Here is an 18,635-nt window from a genome sequence, read left to right on the forward strand (position 1 = left end):
ACCCGGGGGCTGATGGTCGTGCGACCCGGGATCAGCCGGCGGTCCCGGCCGCGACCGTCCCCCGTATGCGGTCGGGGCCGCTGGTCACGCTGCTGCCGTCAGCCGGCGGCGGTCAGGGGGCCAGGAGCGAGCGCAGCCCGGCCAGGTAGGGCTCCGGAGGCGTGGTCGACCGCTGCGTGTGCGGGTCGAAGAACACGATGGCGACGCGGGCCCGGGCGAACACGGTGTCACCGTCGGCGATGAGCGAGTCGATGCTCGCCGAGCGACTGCCGACCCGGGAGACCCACGACCAGACGTCGTACGTCTCCGGTCGGAACAGGATCGGTCGCCGGTAGTCCACGTCCGTCTGCGCCACCACCATCGACACCGGGTCCAGCCCGTCCCAGATCCGCGCGGTCATCGCGATCCGGGACTCCTGCAGGTACTCGAAGTACTTGACGTTGTTGACGTGCCCGTAGACGTCGACGTCGGAGAACCGCACCTGGACCGGGTAGTGGGCGACGGTCTCCGGACGCGCCCGCGGCATCGGCAGCCGCGGCGCCGGGGCGTCCGGCTCGAGGAAGACGGCCAGGGTCTCGCGCTCGACGTCGGTCAGCCGGCGCGGCCGCTCGTCGGCGAAGACGTACGGCGTCAGGACGGTCTTGGCGCGCGCGTACACGTGCCGGGCGCCGTCGCGCTCGTGGAAGATCTCGTAGGCCACCGTGAAGGTCGCCGCCCGGATCTCGGTGACCCACGAGTCGATGCTGACCGGCTCGAAGCCGAACTGCAGCGGGGCGAGGTAGCTGACCTCGTGGCGGGCCACCACCACGCCCTCGGCCAGCTCACCGGTGCGCGCGGCGGGGCCGTGGGTGCGGAGCATGTCGACGCGGGCCTCCTGGAGGTAGTCCACGTAGACGACGTTGTTGACGTGCCCGAGCAGGTCCAGGTCGGCCCAGCGCATCGGGCACCGGTAGGTGTGCCGCACCCGCCCGATCGTGCCAGACGCCCGAGTCCGGGCCGTCAGTGGCTGAGCGCGAGACCGCGGTAGTACGCGCGGATCGTCTGGTGGCGCGCCAGACGGACGCGGCGGTTCCGGACGAGGAGCTCGCCCACGACGCCGAGCGCGACGACCGACGCGACGGCCGCGAGGACGACGAAGGCGACCGCGAAGGCCGTGAGACCGGTGTAGAGGTCCATGGCTACCCACTTTCTACATCTGTAGATTTCTCCTTGTGTAGAAGGTAGCGCCGGGCGCCGGCGAAGACAACGCCGCCGGGTAGTGTCACCCCTCACAGCCGCCCACCCGAGAGGTGCCGATGCCCGCGAGCCCGCGCCGTCGCCAGCTGCTCGACGCCGCGCTGCACGTGCTCGCGGACGAGGGTCTCAAGGGGCTGACCCACCGCGCCGTCGACCGCCGGGCCGGGCTGCCCGAGGGCAGCTGCTCGGCGTACCTGCGCACCCGGCGGGCGCTGCAGGCGGCGCTGGCCGAGGACGTCGCGGACCGCCTGCTCGGTGACGTCGACCGGCTCGCCGACGAGCTCGCCACCGCAGACGAGCCGGACGGCGTCGGCGCGGCGATCGCCCTCTTCCAGCGCTGGCTCGACCGGCGCGAGCTCCTCGTGGCGCGGCTCGAGCTCACCATGGCCGCCAGCCGCGACCCGGAGCTCGCGGGCCTCCTCGCGGACCAGCGGCGCCGGCTGGTCGAGCTCGTCGAGCGGATCATGACCGCCACCGGCAAGGAGCACAGCGCCGCCCGGGCAGAGGCGCTGGTGGCGTCGTACGACGGGGTGCTGCTCGCCGCGCTGCTCAAGCCCGCGGCCGAGCGGGGCGCGTTCCTCGCGCGGTCGCTGGACCTGCTCGGCGCCGGGCTCGCGGGCGGCTCCGGAGCGTGACGAACGCCTCGGCCCACGGACTAGAACACGGTCTAGGGTTGACGGTCGGAGGCAGTCCCCAGCGAACGGAGTTCCCATGCCCGAGGCAGTCATCGTTTCCGCGGCTCGTACGCCCATCGGCCGCGCCAACAAGGGCTCGCTGACCGAGTTCCGCCCGGACGACCTCACCGCGTTCATCGTCAAGACGGCCCTGGACAAGATCCCGGCGCTCGACCCCACCACGATCGACGACCACTACCTCGGGTGCGGCCTGCCGGGCGGCGAGTCCGGCAACAACATGGCCCGGGTCGTGAACGTGCTCAACGGCCTCGACGACGTCCCCGGCGCGACCATCACGCGCTACTGCTCCTCGTCGGTGCAGACCACCCGGATGGCGTTCCACGCGATCAAGGCCGGCGAGGGCGACGTGTTCATCTCCTCGGGCGTCGAGACCGTCTCGCGCTTCGCCAAGGGCACCTCGGACCACTGGCCCGACACCCAGAACCACGCGTTCGACGAGGCCAAGGCCCGCACCGAGAAGACCGCCGAGGGCGGCGTCGACTGGCACGACCCGCGCGAGGACGGCCTGCTCCCCGACGTCTACATCGCGATGGGCCAGACGGCGGAGAACGTCGCGAAGCTGCGCGGCCTGAGCCGCCAGGAGCTCGACGAGTTCGGCGTCCGGTCGCAGAACCTGGCGGAGAAGGCGATCAACGACGGGTTCTGGGAGCGGGAGATCACTCCGGTCACCACCCCCAGCGGCACCGTGGTCAGCCAGGACGACGGCCCCCGCGCCGGCGTGACCTACGACGGCATCAAGGACCTCAAGCCGGTCTTCCGTCCCGACGGCGTGGTCACCGCGGGCAACTGCTGCGCGCTCAACGACGGCGCGGCCGCGGTCATCATCATGTCCGACACCCGGGCGGCCGAGCTCGGGCTGAAGCCGCTGGCCCGGATCGTCTCGACGGGCGTCAGCGGCCTCTCCCCCGAGATCATGGGCCTCGGCCCGGTCGAGGCGACCAAGCGCGCGCTGGCCAACGCGAAGATGAGCATCGGCGACATCGACCTGGTCGAGATCAACGAGGCGTTCGCCGCGCAGGTGGTGCCGTCGTACCAGGACCTCGGCATCGACCTCGACCGCCTGAACGTCAACGGCGGCGCGATCGCGGTCGGCCACCCGTTCGGCATGACCGGGGCGCGCCTGCAGAACACGATGCTGAACTCGCTGGACTGGCACGACAAGACCACCGGCCTGATCACCATGTGCGTGGGCGGCGGCCAGGGCATGGCGCTGATCCTCGAGCGGCTCTGACGCCGGCGGGACCTACACTGCCGGGGTGACCGACCTCGGGGGAAACGAGACCATCTGGCTGGACGAGGACCAGCAGCGCTCCTGGCGTGCGCTGCTGGTGGGCATGACCCTGCTCCTCGACCAGCTCGACGACGACCTGCACCGCGCGTGCAACCTGTCGCTGACCGAGTACGAGATCCTGGTGAGGCTCTCGGAGAGCGACGGCCGGCAGATGCGGATGGCGCAGCTCGCCGACGCGCTCGCGCACAGCCGGAGCCGGGTGACGCACACGATCACCCGGATGGAGCGGCAGGGCCTGGTCATCCGGACCTCCTCACCCGAGGACGGCCGCGGGGTCGTCGCGTCGATGACCGACCAGGGCTGGGATCTGCTGGAGCGGATCGCCCCGTTGCACGTGACCGGCGTGCGCCGGCACCTGGTCGACCTGGTCAGCCGAGAGGACTTCGAAGCGGTCGGCCGCGTCATGGACGCCGTCGCCGACCACCTGGTCGCCGGCCATCCCGAGGTGGAGCTGAGACGCGTCAGCGGATCAGCTGATGGTGGTCGAGCGAGCCAGCGCGACTGAGGAACGAAGTCGCGACCTGGCGGTCGAGACCCGGTGGGACGAACGAGGGCGGTGACTGTGGTCACCGCCCTGCGTCACTTCCGGGGTCTCGACAAGCTCGACCAACGGCGGCGCCGCGTCAGTCGCGCGTCAGCCGCCGGTGCGTGACGCGGTGCGGGCGGGCCGCCTCGACGCCGAGCCGCTCGACCTTGTTCTCCTCGTAGGCCGCGAAGTTGCCCTCGAACCAGAACCACTTGGCGTCGTCCTCGTCGTCGCCCTCCCACGCCAGGATGTGGGTGGCGATGCGGTCGAGGAACCAGCGGTCGTGCGAGGTGACCACCGCGCAGCCCGGGAAGTCGAGCAGCGCGTCCTCGAGGGACGACAGCGTCTCCACGTCCAGGTCGTTGGTCGGCTCGTCGAGCAGCAGCAGGTTGCCGCCCATCTTCAGGGTGAGCGCCAGGTTGAGCCGGTTGCGCTCGCCACCGGACAGGACACCGGCCTTCTTCTGCTGGTCCGGACCCTTGAACCCGAACGACGCGACGTACGCGCGGGAGTTCATCTCGAAGTTCGCGACCTTGATGAAGTCCAGGCCGTCCGAGACGACCTCCCAGACGTTCTTGTTCGGGTCGATGCCGCCGCGGCTCTGGTCGACGTACGAGATCTTCACGGTCTGGCCGACGTTGAGGTCGCCGGCGTCCGGGGCCTCGTTGCCGGTGATCATCCGGAACAGCGTGGTCTTGCCGACGCCGTTCGGGCCGATGACGCCGACGATGCCGGCGCGCGGCAGCGAGAACGACAGGTCGTGCATCAGGGTCCGGCCCTCGAAGCCCTTGGCGACGCCCTTGGCCTCGAGCACCACGTCACCGAGGCGCGGGCCCGCCGGGATGTTGATCTCGGACGTGTCGATCTTACGGGCGCGGTCCGCCTCGGCCGCGAGCTCCTCGTAGCGGGCCAGGCGGGACTTGCTCTTCGCCTGCCGTGCCTTCGGGTTGGAGCGGACCCACTCCAGCTCCTTCTCGAGCATCTTCGCGCGCTTGGCGTCCTTCTGACCCTCGATCTTGAGGCGGTCCTTCTTGGTCTCCAGGTAGGTGGAGTAGTTGCCCTCGTAGCCGTGGATCTGGCCCCGGTCGACCTCGGCGATCCACTCGGCGACGTTGTCGAGGAAGTACCGGTCGTGGGTCACCGCGAGGACGGCGCCCGGGTAGCTCTTGAGGTGGCCCTCCAGCCACTGCACCGACTCGGCGTCGAGGTGGTTGGTGGGCTCGTCGAGCAGCAGCAGGTCCGGCTGCTGGAGCAGCAGCTTGCACAGCGCCACCCGGCGGCGCTCGCCACCGGAGAGGTTGTCGACGAGCGCGTCCGGCGGCGGGCAGCGCAGCGCGTCCATGGCCTGGTCGAGGCGGCTGTCGAGGTCCCACGCGTTCGCGTGGTCGAGGTCGGTCTGCAGGTCGCCCATCTCCGCGAGGAGCGAGTCGTAGTCGGCGTCGGGGTCGGCGAGCTCCTCGGAGATCTTGTTGTAGCGGTCGAGCTTCCCCTTGATCTCGCCGACGGCCTCCTCGACGTTCTCCAGCACCGTCTTGCCCTCGGTCAGCGGCGGCTCCTGCTGGAGCATGCCGACCGTGGCCCCCGGGTCCAGGATCGCGTCGCCGTTGTTGGGCTGGTCGAGCCCCGCCATGATCTTCAGCAACGAGGACTTGCCCGCGCCGTTCGGGCCGACGACGCCGATCTTCGCGCCGTGCAGGAACGACAGCGTCACGTTGTCGAGGACAACCTTGTCGCCGTGGGCCTTGCGCACGTTGCGCAGGGTGAACACATACTCCGCCATGGTCCCCGAGCCTAGTGACGCCCCGGTGATGAGACCTCATCGGGGGCCACGGCGTCTGAAGGGTGACGGCCTCCACGCAGGAGGCGGGACGGACCGGACGGAGGGCCTGTGAGCCGATCGCGGCGACGGGACGAGGAGTTCGCGGAGTTCGTGGCCGCGCGCTCGCCGCAGCTGTACCGCAGCGCCTACCTGCTCACCACGACCCCGCACGCCGCGGAGGACCTGGTGCAGACGGCGCTGGCCAAGGCCTACGCCGCCTGGGCACGGGTGAGCTCGGCGGACGACCCGGTGGCGTACATCCACGGCGTGCTCATCAAGTCCTTCCTCTCCGACCGGCGGCGGCGCAGCTCCGGCGAGCTGCCCGTGGCCGACGTCCCGGAGCGGGCCACACGGGACGCCGACCCGGCCCCGGGGACGACGGAGCGGCTGGCGCTGCTCGCCGCCCTGGCCGAGCTGCCGCCGCTCGACCGCGCCGTGGTCGTGCTCCGGTACTGGGAGGACCGCAGCGTCGGCGAGACCGCGTCCGAGCTCGGCCTCAGCGAGGCGGCCGTCAAGAACCGCAGCCTGCGCGCGCTCCGAGCGCTCCGCGGGCTGCTGAGCGAGCCGCACACCAACGGGAGCAACCGATGAACGACCTCCACGCCCTCATGGACCGGGCCCTCGCCGACCTCGACGTCCCGACGGACCGCCTCCACGCCGGCGCGGTACGGCGCGGTCGCGCCGCGCGCCGCCGTCGCCGCGCGGGCGTCGTGCTCGGAGGTGTGGCCGCGGCCGTGGCCGTCGCGGTCGCCGTGCCCCTGCTCGGCACGGTCGGCGCTTCGACCGGGGACCAGCTCGCGCAGGGCGGCGCCGTGCTCCCGCCCCCCGACGTCTACGAGCCCGCCCCGCACTGGTGGACGATGCCCGGCGAGGAGGTGGCGCACCGGCTCACCTTCCTGACCCCCAGCCGGTACACGACCCCGTGGACGTTCACGGGCGCGTCCCGCGCCTGGGCCGAGCTCGGCCTGAAGGACGACCACGGCTACGCCGGCCTGGTGAACGTCGAGCTGCGCGCCCCCGCCGATGCCGGCGGCGACGCCGCGGACCCGTGGATCACCTGCCCGGGCAACCTGACCGCGCCCGACTCCTGCACGGAGGTGCACGGCGCGTCCGGCGCTGTCGTCGGGCGCGACTCGCGGACGACCGACGGCGACGAGATCGTGCTGGAGTCGACCTACCTCACGCCGGACGGTGCCGTCGTGCGGGCGACCTCGTCCAACAGCACGGCCGCCACCTGGGGCGGGAACGTCCCGACCATGCGCGACCACGCGCCGATGACGCTCGCGGAGGTGCGCGACGTCGCCGAGGCCCGTCTCTGGCAGCAGCGCTGGCCGGACGAGTGACGCTCACGCCGCCGGTGTCTCCTCGGCCGGCGCGACCGCCGGCTGCTGCTTCGGCGTCCGCGTGAACCGGCTGGTGCCGCGGGCCAGGTCGTGGCCGATCGCCGCGGCGTCGATCTCGAGCGCCTCGACCTCGACGTTGTTGCTGTTGACGTAGGTGCGCAGCTCGAGCCGGCCCTGCACGACGACCGGATCACCACGGCGCAGCGAGCTCGCGACGTTCTCGGCCAGGCCGCGCCAGCAGGTCACGGTGTACCACTGGGTGGTGCCGTCGGACCACGACTCCGTGCGCGGGTTGAACTTCCGCGGCGTGCAGGCGAGCCGGAAGCTCGCGACCGGCACGTCGCCGGCCTTGCGCAGGTCCACGTCGGCCCCGAGCCAGCCGCGGACGGTGATGGTGCTGTCGTTCATGGGTTCTCCTTGCCTCGATCCGGGTGTGGCCCGAGGCTCGGCGCGACCGCCGACAAGAACGCCGCGGCGCGAGCCGGGCTGGGGAGAACCGCGTCGCCGGCCCGGCTGTGGAAGGAAACCGGCTCAGGCCAGGGCGCGGTCGAGACCCGAGCGCACCGCGGTGTACGCGGTCAGCTCGGCGTCGACCGGCACCACGACGAGCTCGTGGGACACCTCGGAGACCGCGGAGCGCAGCTGCCGGTCGGCCAGCTCGGCCCGCTTCCTCCCGACCGAGGCGACGCCGAGCCGGCTGACGAGCCCGAGCACGACGCCGAGCGCCAGGCCGCCCACGAGCAGCACCAGCGCGATCGCCACCCCGGCGACCTGCGGGGTGTCGGGGTCGGAGAGCTTGCCGGTGCCGAGCAGCGCGCCGGTCCACACCAGCCCGGCGACCGCGGCCGCGAGCAGCAGCCACTGCACGACCCGGACCAGCCAGGCCCAGGCCGGCGTCCGGCTCGCGCCGACCTCGGTGGCGGCCAGCGCGGCGTCCAGCCGGTCGCCGAGCTCGTCGAGCCGGGAGACCGAGGCACGGTGCACGGCGTCCACCCAGGGCTGGTTCAGGCCGGCCGACACCTCGTCGGCGAGCGCCCGGACCTCGGTGTCGACGCGGGCGCGCTGCACCTGGGACGCCTGCGGTACGCCGGAGCGGCCGCGACCGCTCAGCTGGCGGGCGTCGGGGCCGAGGTCCAGGTCGAGGCGCCGGGCGGGGTCGGCCTTGATGCCGCCGAGCCAGCCGGCGATCGGCCAGCCGGTCGCGTGGCTCACCTTGGCGCGCGTCGCGCGCTCCACCGCGTCCACGACGACCGGCACGCCGGCCGCCTCCGCGAACGCGTCGTCCAGTGCGGCGGCCCGGTCCGGCGAGAGCGCGCGGGTCGGCGCGGTGCCGCAGTCCTCCGCGAGCCGGCCGGCGATCGCCCGCACGTCGGCGTCGATGCGGGCACTGGTCGACTGCTTCTCGGCGGCGCGCCGCGCGATCTCGGCGCGCAGCTCGTCGATGCCGGTGCCGTGCCGCGCGCTGACGGCGAGGACCGGGACCCGGTCGAGACCGTCGGCGTCGAGCAGGCGGCGGATGTCGTCGAGCATCGACTGGCGCCGCTCCTCGGGCACGGTGTCGATGTGGTTCAGCACGACCAGCATCACGTCCTGGTGGGCCGCGGACGGCGCCAGGTAGCGGTCGTGGATCGCCGCGTCGGCGTACTTCTGCGGGTCGAGCACCCACACCAGGAGGTCGGCGAGCGCGACCAGCCGGTCCACCTCGAGGTGGTGGGCGACCTCGGTCGAGTCGTGGTCGGGCAGGTCGAGCAGCACCACGCCGTCCAGCTCGGACCGCGCGCTGCGCCGGCCCGAGTCGAGCATCGACTCGCGGGTCGTCTGGTGGCGCGGCGGGATGCCGAGCCACTCCAGCAGCTCCTCCGCGCCGTCGGTCCCCCAGACGCAGGCCGACGCCCAGGAGGTGGTGGGCCGGCGCACGCCGACCGCGGAGAGCTCGAGCTCGGTGAGCGCGTTGAACGTCGAGGACTTGCCCGACCCGGTGGCGCCGGCGATCGCGACGACCGTGTGGGTCGCGGACAGCCGGAGCCGGCCGGCGGCGCGGTCGACGACCGCCTGCGCGTCGTCCACGAGCGCGTCGTCGAGGCGGCCCCGCGCGGCCTGGGTCGCGGCGTCGAGGCCCTCGATGCGGGCGCCGATGTCGGTACCGCGGGTGACCAGCTTCCTGGCTCCCTCGAGCGTGGACGTCATGTTCTCCCTCGGCGGCTGTGGGTGTACTCAGCCTAGGGCGTGACGTCCGGGACCGTGGCGTCGGCTCCGGCACGCGCCTGCTCGAACCGCCGGTCGTCGACGCGGCGGGCGGCCGCGCGCAGGCTCTCGGCGCCGTCCGTGGGCACGTCGAGCCCGGCCAGCACGGCGTGGAACCGGCGCCGGTCGTCGACCAGCAGCCCGGCGAGCCGGCGGTCGAGCGAGGTGGCGGCGCGGTCGACGAGGTGCGTCACCGTCTCCGGGTCGAGCACCGCCTCGAGCAGCGTGCGCCCGGGGTGGGCGGCGGCGGCCACGGGGCTGTCCGGTTCGGCGTTCCGGCTCAGCACGAGCACCGTCAACGCGGTCCCGAGCCCGTGCGCGCCGTACGCGAGGAACGTCGCGCCGGCTCGCTTCTCCGACGCCTCCGACCGCACCAGGTCGACGACCTCCTGCTGCCAGCCGCGCACCTCGGCCTCGGCCCGCCGGCGCACCTCGGCGGAGGCGCGCTCGAGGTTCGGCGCGAGCAGCGGGCGGCCGGCGTCGGACGCCGCCCAGGCGGTGTACGCCGCCTCCGCGGCGGACTCGGCGTGGTCGAGGACCAGCGACTCGGCGCCGGCCTCGATCGCGCGCGCCACCAGGTCGGCGGCCTGCGGCGTGCCCTTGACCGCGTTCACGACCCGGTCGCGGAGCCGGCCGACCCGCTGGTCGAGCGACCGGAGCAGCTCGCCGGTGCCGACCAGGTCCTGCCAGCGGGCGAGCACCTCGCCGCGCAGCAGCGTGCCGTCCGCCGACTCGGTCACCAGCCGCTCGGACGCGTCCTCGTACGCCGCGTCGACGTCCGCGCGCAGCTCACCGGCGGCCTGCAGCTGCTGCTCGACCGCGTCCGCGACCGTGTGGGACCTGCGGGTGAGCGTCCGCACCGTGCCGTCCAGCGTCTGCCGGACGACCGCCTGCCGGGCATCGGCGTCGGACGCCAGCGAGGTGAGCCAGCCGCGGATGTCGGCGACCTCGGCCGGCGGCAGCAGCCCGTCCTCGGAGATCGGCACCTCGTTGACGGTGAACAGCGGGGAGTCCTTGAGGCCACGGCTGGCGAGCATCCGCGCGAGGTGCGCGGCGACGGTCTGCACCGCGTCGGCCGGGGTGCGGTCCAGCACGATGGCCACTGCGGTGGCGCGCCCGGCGGCCTGCTTGAGGTGCTCCCACGGCACCTGGTCGGAGTAGCGCGCGGCCGAGGTCACGAACAGCCACAGGTCGGCCGCCGCGAGCAGCTGCGCGGCCAGCACCCGGTTGTGCTCCTCGACCGAGTCGACGTCCGGCGCGTCCAGGATCGCGATCCCCTCGGGGACGGTGTCCGACGCGACCAGCTGCAGCCGGTGCGGGTCGTCGGTGCCGTCGGTGACGCGGACCAGGTCGGGCAGCAGCCGCTCCTGGCCGAACCAGTGCGCGTCGTCGGGATGGTGCACCAGGACGGGCGACCGCGTCGTCGGGCGGAGGACGCCGGAGGCGGTGACCCGCCGCCCGACGAGGGAGTTCACGAGCGTCGACTTGCCGGCGCCGGTCGATCCGCCGACGACGACGAGGAGCGGCGCGTCGACGCTCATCTGGCGTGGGATCGCGTAGTCCTCGAGCTGGTCGATCATCTGCAGGCGCGCGGCGCGCAGGTCCGCGGCGCCGGGCACGTCGAGCGGCAGCCGGGCGGCCTGGAGCGCACCGCGGAGCTGCACGAGGGCCGTGAGCATCCGGGTGTTCTCGTCGCGAGACACGCTCATCGAGTGGGTACCACCTGTCCGGGGAAGGCGATCGTCGGCCGCAGCCGGTCGATCCGCTGGAGGAACTGCTGGCCGCGGGCCGCGTAGTCGGGCGGAGGTGTCCCCCGCAGCAGACGGTAGTGCAGGAAGCCGAGCTCGATGGCCGCCTGCTGGTACTCCCGCATGGCGCGCTCGGCCGGCCGGCCGCCGGAGCGCCGGGCGTACGCGCGCGCGGCCCGCCGGGCGCGCAGGTCGACCACCCACCCGATGTCGGTGGCCGGGATCAGCCCGCGCTGCGCGGCGTCGGCGAGCGCGGCGGCGAGCATCCGGCGCTCCGACCTGCGCGACCAGATCGCCAGCCCGAGCACCGCGAAGAACGCCGGCGCCATGAGCACGACGTACAGCAGCGCGAAGTTGTCGAAGCCGTAGACGGTCGAGGTGTTCCAGGTCGCGTGCGCCGCCACGGCGCACCCGTAACCGAGGACCGGCCAGAGGAAACGGGCGGCGCCGCTGCGCGCGTTCACGGCCAGGCCGACCCCGATGCCGGTGAAGGTCGTGAACAGCGGGTGCGCGAACGGGCTGATCAGGCAGCGGACCACGAACGTCGCGGTCAGCGCCTCGGTGCCGCCCGGGCCCGCGCCGTCGGTGCCGTTGTAGGCGGCGGCGAGGTAGAGGATGTTCTCGGTGAAGGCGAACCCGATGCCGACCATGCCGGCGTACACGATGCCGTCGAGCACGCCGTCCAGCTCCCCCCGCCGCCACCACAGCAGCAGGAAGAGGAACAGGCCCTTGCTCGCCTCCTCGGTGATCGGCGCGACCAGCTCGAGGCTCTGCCGGTCGGTGAACGTGAGGACGAACCCGCCGACGCCCTGCACGAGCAGCGCGAACCCGGTCGCCACGAAGCAGCCCCACAGCAGCCCGGCCGCGAGCAGCGAGCGCGGCTCCGGCTCGTAGCGGTCCAGCCACAGGTAGCAGCCCACCAGCGGGCCCACCGGGACGGCGGCGAGCACGGTCGCCAGCAGGAGCGTGCCCGGAGCACCGGACAGCGCCAGGATCGCCAGCATCAGGAGGGCGCCGAGGGCCACCAGCACGGTCACCACGACCGTGAAGGCGACGCTGTCACGGCGGGCTCCTCGCATGCCCGGCAGCCTATCGGTGGGCGTCCGGGGGCCTCCGGCCCCGGCGTAGAGTGGCTCCGTGAGCGAGCAGATCACCCCGGAGACCGTCGAGCCCAAGACCGAGTCGCACGACCCCGCTGTCCCCGCGGCGTACGCCGCGTTCATGCGCGAGGGCTGGGGCGACCGCGAGCTCGACCTCCCCGCGCAGCCGGTCGCGGCGCGCGCCGCGGAGCGGCGGGCCAAGCTCGCCGACGCCTTCCCGGGCGAGCGGCTGGTGCTGCCCGCCGGCACCTTCAAGGTCCGGGCGAACGACACCGACTACCGGTTCCGGCCGGACACCGCCCACACCTACTTCTCCGGCAACCAGACCAGCGACGCCGTCCTCGTCGTCGACGGCGGCGAGTCGGTGCTCTACGCCCGGCCGCGCTCCTCGCGCGAGACCGACGAGTTCTTCCGCGACCGGCAGTACGGCGAGCTGTGGGTGGGTCGGCGCCCGTCGCTGAAGGAGATCTCCGACTCCCTCGGGATCGAGGTGCGGCACATCGAGGACCTCCCGTCGTTCGACGACGACCGCAAGACCCGCGACATCACCACCGACGACGACCTCGCCCGGGTGGCCGACGAGCTGCGGCTGGTCAAGGACGCGTGGGAGGTCGAGCAGCTCCAAGAGGCGTGCGACGTCACCACGCTGGGCTTCGAGGACTCGGTCCGTGAGTGGGACCGCGTGCTCGAGTACGGCGAGCGCTGGATCGAGGGCACCTTCTTCCGCCGCGCCCGCGCGATGGGCAACGACATCGGCTACGACTCGATCGTCGGCGGCGGCTCGCACGCCACCACGCTGCACTGGATCGAGAACACCGGCCCGATCACGCCCGGCACGCTCGTGCTGCTGGACATGGGTGTCGAGAACCGGTCGCTCTACACCGCCGACGTCACCCGCACGCTGCCGGTCGACGGCCGGTTCACGAGCCTGCAGCGCGAGCTCTACGACGTCGTGTACGCCGCGCAGCAGGCCGGCATCGAGGCGGTCCGCCCGGGCGTGCCGTTCAAGGCCGCCCACAACGCCGCGATGGAGGTGCTCGCGCACGCGCTCGCGGACATGAAGCTGCTCCCGGTCTCCGCCGAGGAGGCGCTCGACCCCGAGAGCCGGGTCTACGCGCGCTGGACGCTGCACGGCACCAGCCACATGCTCGGCATGGACGTCCACGACTGCGGGCGGGCCGCGCCGGACACGTACGCCGACGGCACCCTCGCGGAGGGCATGGTGCTCACCGTCGAGCCCGGTCTCTACTTCCAGGAGGACGACCTCCTGGTGCCGGAGGAGCTCCGCGGGATCGGCATCCGGATCGAGGACGACATCCTCGTGACCGCGGACGGGTACCGGAACCTCTCCGGGTCCCTCCCGCGCACCTCGGCCGACGTCGAGGCGTGGATGGACCAGCACCGCCGCTGACCCACCGACCGACGAAGGACTTCCGATCGCCTCTCGACCGCGACCACCACGACGCCTGCCGCGATGGCAGGCGTTCGCGGTCCTGCTGGCGGTCGGCCTGGCCACGGCGGGCTGCCTGACGCGGAACCCCCTGGCCACGACGGCCCGCGAGGACGCTCCCCCGGACGTCCTGCACGCGTGGAACCCGCCGCCGGGCGCGGACCAGACACCGAACTACAGGTTCGTCGCCGCCCCCGACTTCCTCAACCAGGACGTCGGCGACGTGCGGAAGCTGCCGACCTGGAAGCCCGGCGACCCGAACTCCTGGACCCCGCAGCTCGAGCAGTACATCGACGCGTTCCTCGACGACGTCGCCGCGACGAAGCCGGGCTCGGTGCTGGTCGCCGGCGACCTGGTCGAGGGCCGCTGGGGCCGCGACGACGAGCACACCGGGCTGTTCGGACCGGTCCGCACCGACGCCGAGCGCGCGGCCGCCGTCCGCCGGGCCGCGAACTTCTACTACGCCGCCTACGTCCAGCGGTTCGCCGAGCGCGGCCTGACCCTGCACGCCGCGGTGGGCGACCACGACATCGGCGACAACGACTGGAACGACGACAACCACTGGACGACGTTCAAGCGCCACCACCTCCCGCTGTTCAAGCGGATGTTCGCGAAGTACCTGACGCGGACGCCGTCCGGCGCGCCCCGCTACGCCGACCGGCCGTTCCGCACCTCGTTCGCCCACACGTCGTACGCCGTGAAGCTCTCGCCCGACGTGCTGCTGGTCAGCCTCGACGAGTTCCACCGGCGCGACGGCGACGTCCACCTCGAGGTCACCGGCGGCCAGCTCGCCTGGCTCCGCAACACGTTGCGGAAGGCCCGGGCCGACCACGTGCCGTGGGTGATCGTGCAGGGCCACAACCCGGTGCTCTGGCCCGTGCGCGAGGTCTCGTCGTCGGGCGGCCACATCGAGCGCGGCGAGAGGTCGCCGCTCTGGCGGACGATGGCGCGGTACGGCGTGGACCTCTACATCAACGGCGAGGTGCACGCGACCACCATGCGCCGCTCCGACGGGCTCACCCAGGTCTCGACGGGCGGCCTGCTCTACCGGGGCCAGGCGACCTACATGCTGGCCCGGGTGTACGACGACCGCATGGAGCTCGACGTGCGCCAGGTACCGGGCAAGGAGGCCGGCGACAAGCTCTGGCAGACGACCGGCCTGCGCACCCGCGCCGGCACCCACTGGGAGGGCGGCCCGAGCCTGTCGATCGGCTCGATGACGCTCACCGCGGACGGTCGGGCGGTCAACCAGACCGGCCTGCTCCAGGAGTGGACACCGGCCTCCTAGCGCAGGCTCCCCCTGGCGTCACAGGAACTGCGCGGGGTCGAACTCGTCGATCGGGATGATGCGCACCCGCGGAAGCTGCTCGTTGAAGGCTCGCACGTCGTACTCGAGGTCGAACACCGACAGCCCCTGGTCGGCGAGCTCGATGAAGCCCTGGTTCCGGAACTCGACGAACCCGATGACCCCGACTCGCCGGCCGTCCAGGAGGTCGCGGACGGGCTCGACGAAGTCCCCGTCGTTGCTGACGAGCAGCACGTCGGCCGCGCGGTGCTGGATCTCGGCGAGCGTCCGCTGGATCGCGATGTCGACCACCTTCTCGCCCGGCCCCCCGGACAGGGCGACCGGGCGGTAGCCGATCGCGAGCAGGGCCTGCACGAACGCCATCGGCAGCTCGTTGTTGGCGGCCAGGAAGAAGAGCCCGGTCGCGGGCTGGTCCCAGCGCTCCCGGGCGAACTGCAGCAGGCGCTCCCACCGCGGACGCTCCTCCGGGCGCGGTCGACGCCCCAGGATCGAGGTCCCCAGGGTGGCGTCGATGTTCTCCCCGTCGACGAGGACGTACGTGGTGCGCGGTGACGCGTCCATGGGACGAGCGTACGGCGGAACCGGTGCGATCGGCCTACGTCCGTCGGTGGAAGGTGACGGTGCCGTGCTCGAGCACCCGCCACCGACAACGGCGGTGGAGCGCGATCACGGTCGTGTGCCTGAGCCCGACCCAGAGCGCGGTCTCAGGCACACGACCCGAACACCGCGCGGCTGTCTCAGCGGCCCCAGCCCCTCATCATCCCCGGTCCGCGATCGGAGTCGGACCAGCCGGGGCAGTCGTCGTACCTCGCCATCGGCCCCCATCCGTACGGCGCGCCGTCCGAGCGCCCGACCATCATCGCCGGGCCGATCCGTCCCGAGTCGCGGTCGTTCCCCACCGCCAGGCCGGCGACGAACGCCGCGACCACGGCGACCGCGGCCGCAACGGCGAGCAGGATCCAGGACTGGCGCTTCATGACGAACCTCCGGGCTCGCGAGGACCTTCCCGATCACGGTCCCTCGCGCCGGCGCCCGCCGGCAGGTCCGGGAGTCCCGGACCCGGCGGTCCCAAGGTCCCGGAAACCCGCCCGGAAACCCCGCCCGGAACCCGGGAGCCCTGCCGGTGGTGCGCTGAGCCTCTGGTGCCGGAGCGTCGGCACTGCTTCCGGCGCAAAGGCTCAACTATCCCGACCGTCGGCCGATGGGCGAAGTTCGCACCCTCGACACGGACCCGACACGGAGACCTCATGCCCTGCGCGCAGCACGCCTTCCATCACGACTACTGCGCCCGGTGCCGCGACGCGAAGGCGCGCACGGCCGCCCAGGTCCAGCACAAGGAGCGGATGCGACAGGCCGACCGCCACCACCGGCAGCTGATGGCCCGGCAGAGTGGGAACGGCTCACTGGGATCGGGCTCCGGTGGCGGGTTCCTGCCGATGTCGCTGCTCACCGTCGCAGCGACGGTCCTGCTCCTGGGAGCGGTCGTCATGGCCGTGGCCGCGGCGGTCGTCGGCGCGGTCCTGGGGTTCGCATCGCACACGGTCGCGCTCGGACTCCGCGCGACCTTCGCCGCCATCGTGTGCGGAGGCATCGCCGGCATCGTCACCTACGTCGTGAACCGGCGGCGCCATCCCGGCTCCAAGCCGAGCATCCAGGTACCCGACAACGCCCACCCCCTCAAGGACCGGGCGGTCGGTGCGTACCGGTCGCTGGACCCCATCACCCGGACCACTGTCCACGTCGCTGCCGGCGTCGCAGCGGCAGCGTTCCTCCTCACCGTGCTGATCTGAGCCGATGAGACGGAACGCAGGCTTCGAGTGCCCGTGCCCGGACACGTCGTTGCCGACGCTGCGGGGCTACCTCGAGGTCCAGCCTCGAGAGGATCCGCTCACCGCGTGCGTAGTCGCCGCGTTCAACGCACCTCGCGAGCGCGAGAGCCTTCGCCGGCTGCTGGCCGCATTCGTGCCCGTCACGGCCGAGCTCGCCTGGGTCTGGGAGGCGTTCGCGGCCGGCGCACCCGTCTACGCGCAGCTGCTGACCGGCGCCAGCAAGCCCGACATGATCGTCTGCGTCGACCGCGGAGGTCAGCGTCCGGAGATCGCTGCGGTCGCGGAGGCCAAGATCAGCGCCGAGTTCAACGTCCCGACGATGCGGGAGTCGGCCGCGCGGCGGTGGGCAGCGTTGGGGTTGCGACCGCACCTGGAGCTGTGGCGCAGTGAGGCGGACGACCTGCCGGGCGTCCCGCAGACCGACACGTACGCCCTCTTCGAGTTCGACACTCCCGGCTGCGCTCCGGGGTGTGGCGGGCCGGCTCGTCCGGTCGCGCGCCCAGACCGCGAGCACGTCGCGTACCGCCTGCTGTACCCGCACCCGGTGGCCGCGGCAACGGCGACCGAGCCGTCGGTGACCGGACACCTGTGGCAGACCACCACGTTCGCGGATCTCGCCGACGCTCTCACTCCGTCGATACCAGCGGAGGCGGGCGCCAGCCCGAACCGGGGCCGGAACGGGGGGTGGGCGGAGGACCAGGACGTGTGGGACCGAACGCTGGCAGACGTGCTGCGTGCCGTCGTCGTGGGGAAGGCGAGGTACAAGCGGTCGGCGAACCCGCTGCTGCCGGCCGTGTCCCCGGCGCAGGTGCGTGAGGCAGCCGCCGCCGCGACCGTGGCCAGCGCCCCGTGGACGGGGCACGAGCTCGGACAGCAGCGTCCGGACCACGACGCGGCCGACTCCTCGCTGGACTTCGTCTACGGCCTCCAGGTCGATTGGGACTTCCAGAAGGCCGCGTCGGTGACGCCGCGCATGCTGCGTCACGACGCGTACCTGCCCTGGTCCTACACCGTCACCCCGACCACGGTGGAGTGGGCCGACGAGCACGGTCGTCCCGAGGTCGACGAGCGGACCGGCCGGCCGTTTCGGGCCAGCAGCGGGGAGCTCGCCCACAAGTTCGTGCTTCGCGACGGCAACACGCGGCTGCGGCGGCTCGAGGTGCTCGCCGGGCTCGGCCACGCCCAGAGGTTCGGATGGGACTGCGACCGGGAGAAGATGCGATTGTGGCCGCCGGGGTTCCCCACCGCTGCCGGCCACCTGGTCGTCGTCACCTACGCCGACCCGCGGTTCGGGGTGGCGCCGCCGCAGGCCCCCGGGCTGGCGCCCGCTCTCGTCGAAGTGCTGGAGCCGATGGGTGCGGTCGCCCACGACGTCCGGTCGATGACGGTCGGAGAGCGCGTGTGCGCGTGGTTGACCTATCCGCCGTTCCCGGACGAGCCAGTGGATTGCGGCAAGCACCCCGGCGCCGGATCGTGCCAGCACGCCACGACCGGTCAGATGATGCGGGCAACGATGCGTGCCCTGCCCGTCGTGGCCGCCTACCAGGCCCAGTTCGGGCTGGACTTCACCGACCCCTACCCGATCTGGGCCGCCCACCAGGACCGGTACTGACGCTGCTGCGGCATACTGACGGCGGATCGGAAGCGCCGTCGAGCCTCGCCGGGGTTGTCCCGAGGTTGGTCCCGACTACGTCCGATCCACGCCTCCGTAGCTCAGCTGGATAGAGCAGCGGCCTTCTAATCCGCTGGTCGCAGGTTCGAATCCTGCCGGGGGCGCTAGTCGCGCTACGCGTCGTGTTCGGTGGGCAGCGTGGTGTCCGGGTCGTCGAACGGCCGCCGCTCGGCCGGGTCGAAGTCCGGCTGGTCGGGCCGGTTGACGTGGTCCTCGGGATCCATGTCGACGTCCTGGACGTCGGTGTCGGTCTGCTCGAGGTCCTCGGTGTGCGGGACGCCCTGGGCCTCCGCCGGCCGGGTCTCCTCGACCGGCTGCTTCGTGTGCTCCCTGGTGTGCTGTTCCTCCGACATGCCCGTCGTGTACCCGCGCCGAC

At 72.7% G+C, this 18,635-nt stretch carries 19 protein-coding genes and 1 tRNA gene; 10 read left to right on the forward strand and 10 right to left on the reverse strand.

Annotated features, from left to right (window positions below):
• Positions 1–112: 112 nt before the first annotated feature.
• A complete protein-coding gene (locus ABD086_RS05215; protein ID WP_343906286.1) occupies positions 113–964 on the reverse strand; it encodes an acyl-CoA thioesterase in 852 nt (283 codons plus the stop codon).
• Between the two features lie 35 nt (positions 965–999).
• Positions 1,000–1,176, reverse strand: coding sequence for a hypothetical protein (locus tag ABD086_RS05220; protein ID WP_343906288.1), 177 nt, complete (start codon positions 1,174–1,176; stop codon positions 1,000–1,002).
• A gap of 119 nt (positions 1,177–1,295) precedes the next feature.
• On the opposite strand from ABD086_RS05220, the gene ABD086_RS05225 reads away from it, so the two are divergent.
• The 3 genes from ABD086_RS05225 (at position 1,296) to ABD086_RS05235 (ending at position 3,727) form a co-directional block, all read left to right on the forward strand.
• Positions 1,296–1,871 (forward strand): TetR/AcrR family transcriptional regulator, encoded by a 576-nt coding sequence (locus tag ABD086_RS05225; protein WP_343906290.1) that lies wholly within the window; start codon positions 1,296–1,298, stop codon positions 1,869–1,871.
• Positions 1,872–1,947: 76 nt separating this feature from the next.
• Positions 1,948–3,162, forward strand: a complete 1,215-nt coding sequence (locus ABD086_RS05230) for an acetyl-CoA C-acetyltransferase (RefSeq protein WP_343906292.1) — start codon at positions 1,948–1,950, stop codon at positions 3,160–3,162.
• 25 nt (positions 3,163–3,187) lie between these two features.
• Positions 3,188–3,727 carry a MarR family winged helix-turn-helix transcriptional regulator gene (locus tag ABD086_RS05235; protein ID WP_343906294.1) on the forward strand — a complete coding sequence of 180 codons (540 nt, stop codon included), beginning with the start codon at positions 3,188–3,190 and terminating at the stop codon, positions 3,725–3,727.
• A gap of 118 nt (positions 3,728–3,845) precedes the next feature.
• Here ABD086_RS05235 and ettA read toward each other — a convergent pair whose 3' ends face one another.
• Positions 3,846–5,528 (reverse strand): energy-dependent translational throttle protein EttA, encoded by a 1,683-nt coding sequence (gene ettA / locus ABD086_RS05240; RefSeq protein ID WP_343906296.1) that lies wholly within the window; start codon positions 5,526–5,528, stop codon positions 3,846–3,848.
• 108 nt (positions 5,529–5,636) lie between these two features.
• Between ettA and ABD086_RS05245 the strand changes: the two genes are divergently transcribed.
• Together ABD086_RS05245 and ABD086_RS05250 are read left to right on the forward strand one after the other, a co-directional pair.
• Complete coding sequence (locus ABD086_RS05245; RefSeq protein ID WP_343906298.1) at positions 5,637–6,158, forward strand: SigE family RNA polymerase sigma factor; 522 nt, start codon at positions 5,637–5,639, stop codon at positions 6,156–6,158.
• Positions 6,155–6,910: a hypothetical protein gene (locus tag ABD086_RS05250; RefSeq protein ID WP_343906300.1), complete on the forward strand. Its 756-nt coding sequence runs from the start codon at positions 6,155–6,157 to the stop codon at positions 6,908–6,910. The genes ABD086_RS05245 and ABD086_RS05250 overlap by 4 nt, the downstream gene beginning before the upstream one ends.
• 3 nt (positions 6,911–6,913) lie before the next feature.
• Here the strand turns inward: ABD086_RS05250 and ABD086_RS05255 are convergent, their stop codons facing one another.
• The 4 genes from ABD086_RS05255 to ABD086_RS05270 all read right to left on the reverse strand — a co-directional run bounded on the left by ABD086_RS05255 (position 6,914) and on the right by ABD086_RS05270 (position 11,981).
• Positions 6,914–7,318 carry a single-stranded DNA-binding protein gene (locus ABD086_RS05255; RefSeq protein WP_343906301.1) on the reverse strand — a complete coding sequence of 135 codons (405 nt, stop codon included), beginning with the start codon at positions 7,316–7,318 and terminating at the stop codon, positions 6,914–6,916.
• Between the two features lie 123 nt (positions 7,319–7,441).
• Positions 7,442–9,097, reverse strand: coding sequence for a GTPase (locus ABD086_RS05260; protein ID WP_343906303.1), 1,656 nt, complete (start codon positions 9,095–9,097; stop codon positions 7,442–7,444).
• Positions 9,098–9,129: 32 nt separating this feature from the next.
• Positions 9,130–10,863 (reverse strand): dynamin family protein, encoded by a 1,734-nt coding sequence (locus ABD086_RS05265; protein WP_343906304.1) that lies wholly within the window; start codon positions 10,861–10,863, stop codon positions 9,130–9,132.
• Entirely contained in the window at positions 10,860–11,981 is a 1,122-nt protein-coding gene (locus ABD086_RS05270) for a PrsW family intramembrane metalloprotease (RefSeq protein WP_343906306.1), read from the reverse strand. The genes ABD086_RS05265 and ABD086_RS05270 overlap by 4 nt, the downstream gene beginning before the upstream one ends.
• A gap of 58 nt (positions 11,982–12,039) precedes the next feature.
• On the opposite strand from ABD086_RS05270, the gene ABD086_RS05275 reads away from it, so the two are divergent.
• Together ABD086_RS05275 and ABD086_RS05280 are read left to right on the forward strand one after the other, a co-directional pair.
• Positions 12,040–13,413 (forward strand): aminopeptidase P family protein, encoded by a 1,374-nt coding sequence (locus tag ABD086_RS05275; protein ID WP_343906307.1) that lies wholly within the window; start codon positions 12,040–12,042, stop codon positions 13,411–13,413.
• A 262-nt stretch (positions 13,414–13,675) separates the two neighbouring features.
• Positions 13,676–14,740 carry a metallophosphoesterase family protein gene (locus tag ABD086_RS05280; protein ID WP_343906309.1) on the forward strand — a complete coding sequence of 355 codons (1,065 nt, stop codon included), beginning with the start codon at positions 13,676–13,678 and terminating at the stop codon, positions 14,738–14,740.
• A gap of 18 nt (positions 14,741–14,758) precedes the next feature.
• On the opposite strand, the gene ABD086_RS05285 is transcribed toward ABD086_RS05280, so the two are convergent.
• Entirely contained in the window at positions 14,759–15,319 is a 561-nt protein-coding gene (locus ABD086_RS05285) for an NYN domain-containing protein (protein ID WP_343906311.1), read from the reverse strand.
• Positions 15,320–15,495: 176 nt separating this feature from the next.
• Positions 15,496–15,735, reverse strand: a complete 240-nt coding sequence (locus ABD086_RS05290; protein WP_343906313.1) for a hypothetical protein — start codon at positions 15,733–15,735, stop codon at positions 15,496–15,498.
• Positions 15,736–16,005: 270 nt separating this feature from the next.
• Here ABD086_RS05290 and ABD086_RS05295 point away from each other — a divergent pair, with 270 nt between their 5' ends.
• The 3 genes from ABD086_RS05295 (at position 16,006) to ABD086_RS05305 (ending at position 18,363) form a co-directional block, all read left to right on the forward strand.
• Positions 16,006–16,548 carry a hypothetical protein gene (locus tag ABD086_RS05295; RefSeq protein ID WP_343906315.1) on the forward strand — a complete coding sequence of 181 codons (543 nt, stop codon included), beginning with the start codon at positions 16,006–16,008 and terminating at the stop codon, positions 16,546–16,548.
• Between the two features lie 4 nt (positions 16,549–16,552).
• Positions 16,553–18,199, forward strand: coding sequence for a hypothetical protein (locus ABD086_RS05300; RefSeq protein ID WP_343906316.1), 1,647 nt, complete (start codon positions 16,553–16,555; stop codon positions 18,197–18,199).
• 90 nt (positions 18,200–18,289) lie between these two features.
• Positions 18,290–18,363 (forward strand) — tRNA-Arg (locus ABD086_RS05305).
• A 9-nt stretch (positions 18,364–18,372) separates the two neighbouring features.
• On the opposite strand, the gene ABD086_RS05310 is transcribed toward ABD086_RS05305, so the two are convergent.
• Positions 18,373–18,612 (reverse strand): hypothetical protein, encoded by a 240-nt coding sequence (locus tag ABD086_RS05310; RefSeq protein ID WP_343906317.1) that lies wholly within the window; start codon positions 18,610–18,612, stop codon positions 18,373–18,375.
• Positions 18,613–18,635 lie beyond the last annotated feature (23 nt).

It is taken from the genome of Nocardioides aquiterrae, from assembly GCF_039526625.1.
Lineage (GTDB): Bacteria > Actinomycetota > Actinomycetes > Propionibacteriales > Nocardioidaceae > Nocardioides > Nocardioides aquiterrae.

Excerpts from the sequence above, each read along its gene's own strand:
- ABD086_RS05295 (WP_343906315.1), top strand. The coding sequence starts at position 16,006 with ATGCCCTGCGCGCAGCACGCCTTCCATCACGACTACTGCGCCCGGTGC.
- ABD086_RS05300 (WP_343906316.1), top strand. The coding sequence starts at position 16,553 with ATGAGACGGAACGCAGGCTTCGAGTGCCCGTGCCCGGACACGTCGTTG.
- ettA (WP_343906296.1), bottom strand. The coding sequence starts at position 5,528 with ATGGCGGAGTATGTGTTCACCCTGCGCAACGTGCGCAAGGCCCACGGC.
- ABD086_RS05270 (WP_343906306.1), bottom strand. The coding sequence starts at position 11,981 with ATGCGAGGAGCCCGCCGTGACAGCGTCGCCTTCACGGTCGTGGTGACC.
- ABD086_RS05265 (WP_343906304.1), bottom strand. The coding sequence starts at position 10,863 with ATGAGCGTGTCTCGCGACGAGAACACCCGGATGCTCACGGCCCTCGTG.
- ABD086_RS05255 (WP_343906301.1), bottom strand. The coding sequence starts at position 7,318 with ATGAACGACAGCACCATCACCGTCCGCGGCTGGCTCGGGGCCGACGTG.
- ABD086_RS05250 (WP_343906300.1), top strand. The coding sequence starts at position 6,155 with ATGAACGACCTCCACGCCCTCATGGACCGGGCCCTCGCCGACCTCGAC.
- ABD086_RS05285 (WP_343906311.1), bottom strand. The coding sequence starts at position 15,319 with ATGGACGCGTCACCGCGCACCACGTACGTCCTCGTCGACGGGGAGAAC.
- ABD086_RS05220 (WP_343906288.1), bottom strand. The coding sequence starts at position 1,176 with ATGGACCTCTACACCGGTCTCACGGCCTTCGCGGTCGCCTTCGTCGTC.
- ABD086_RS05230 (WP_343906292.1), top strand. The coding sequence starts at position 1,948 with ATGCCCGAGGCAGTCATCGTTTCCGCGGCTCGTACGCCCATCGGCCGC.
- ABD086_RS05310 (WP_343906317.1), bottom strand. The coding sequence starts at position 18,612 with ATGTCGGAGGAACAGCACACCAGGGAGCACACGAAGCAGCCGGTCGAG.
- ABD086_RS05225 (WP_343906290.1), top strand. The coding sequence starts at position 1,296 with ATGCCCGCGAGCCCGCGCCGTCGCCAGCTGCTCGACGCCGCGCTGCAC.
- ABD086_RS05290 (WP_343906313.1), bottom strand. The coding sequence starts at position 15,735 with ATGAAGCGCCAGTCCTGGATCCTGCTCGCCGTTGCGGCCGCGGTCGCC.
- ABD086_RS05260 (WP_343906303.1), bottom strand. The coding sequence starts at position 9,097 with ATGACGTCCACGCTCGAGGGAGCCAGGAAGCTGGTCACCCGCGGTACC.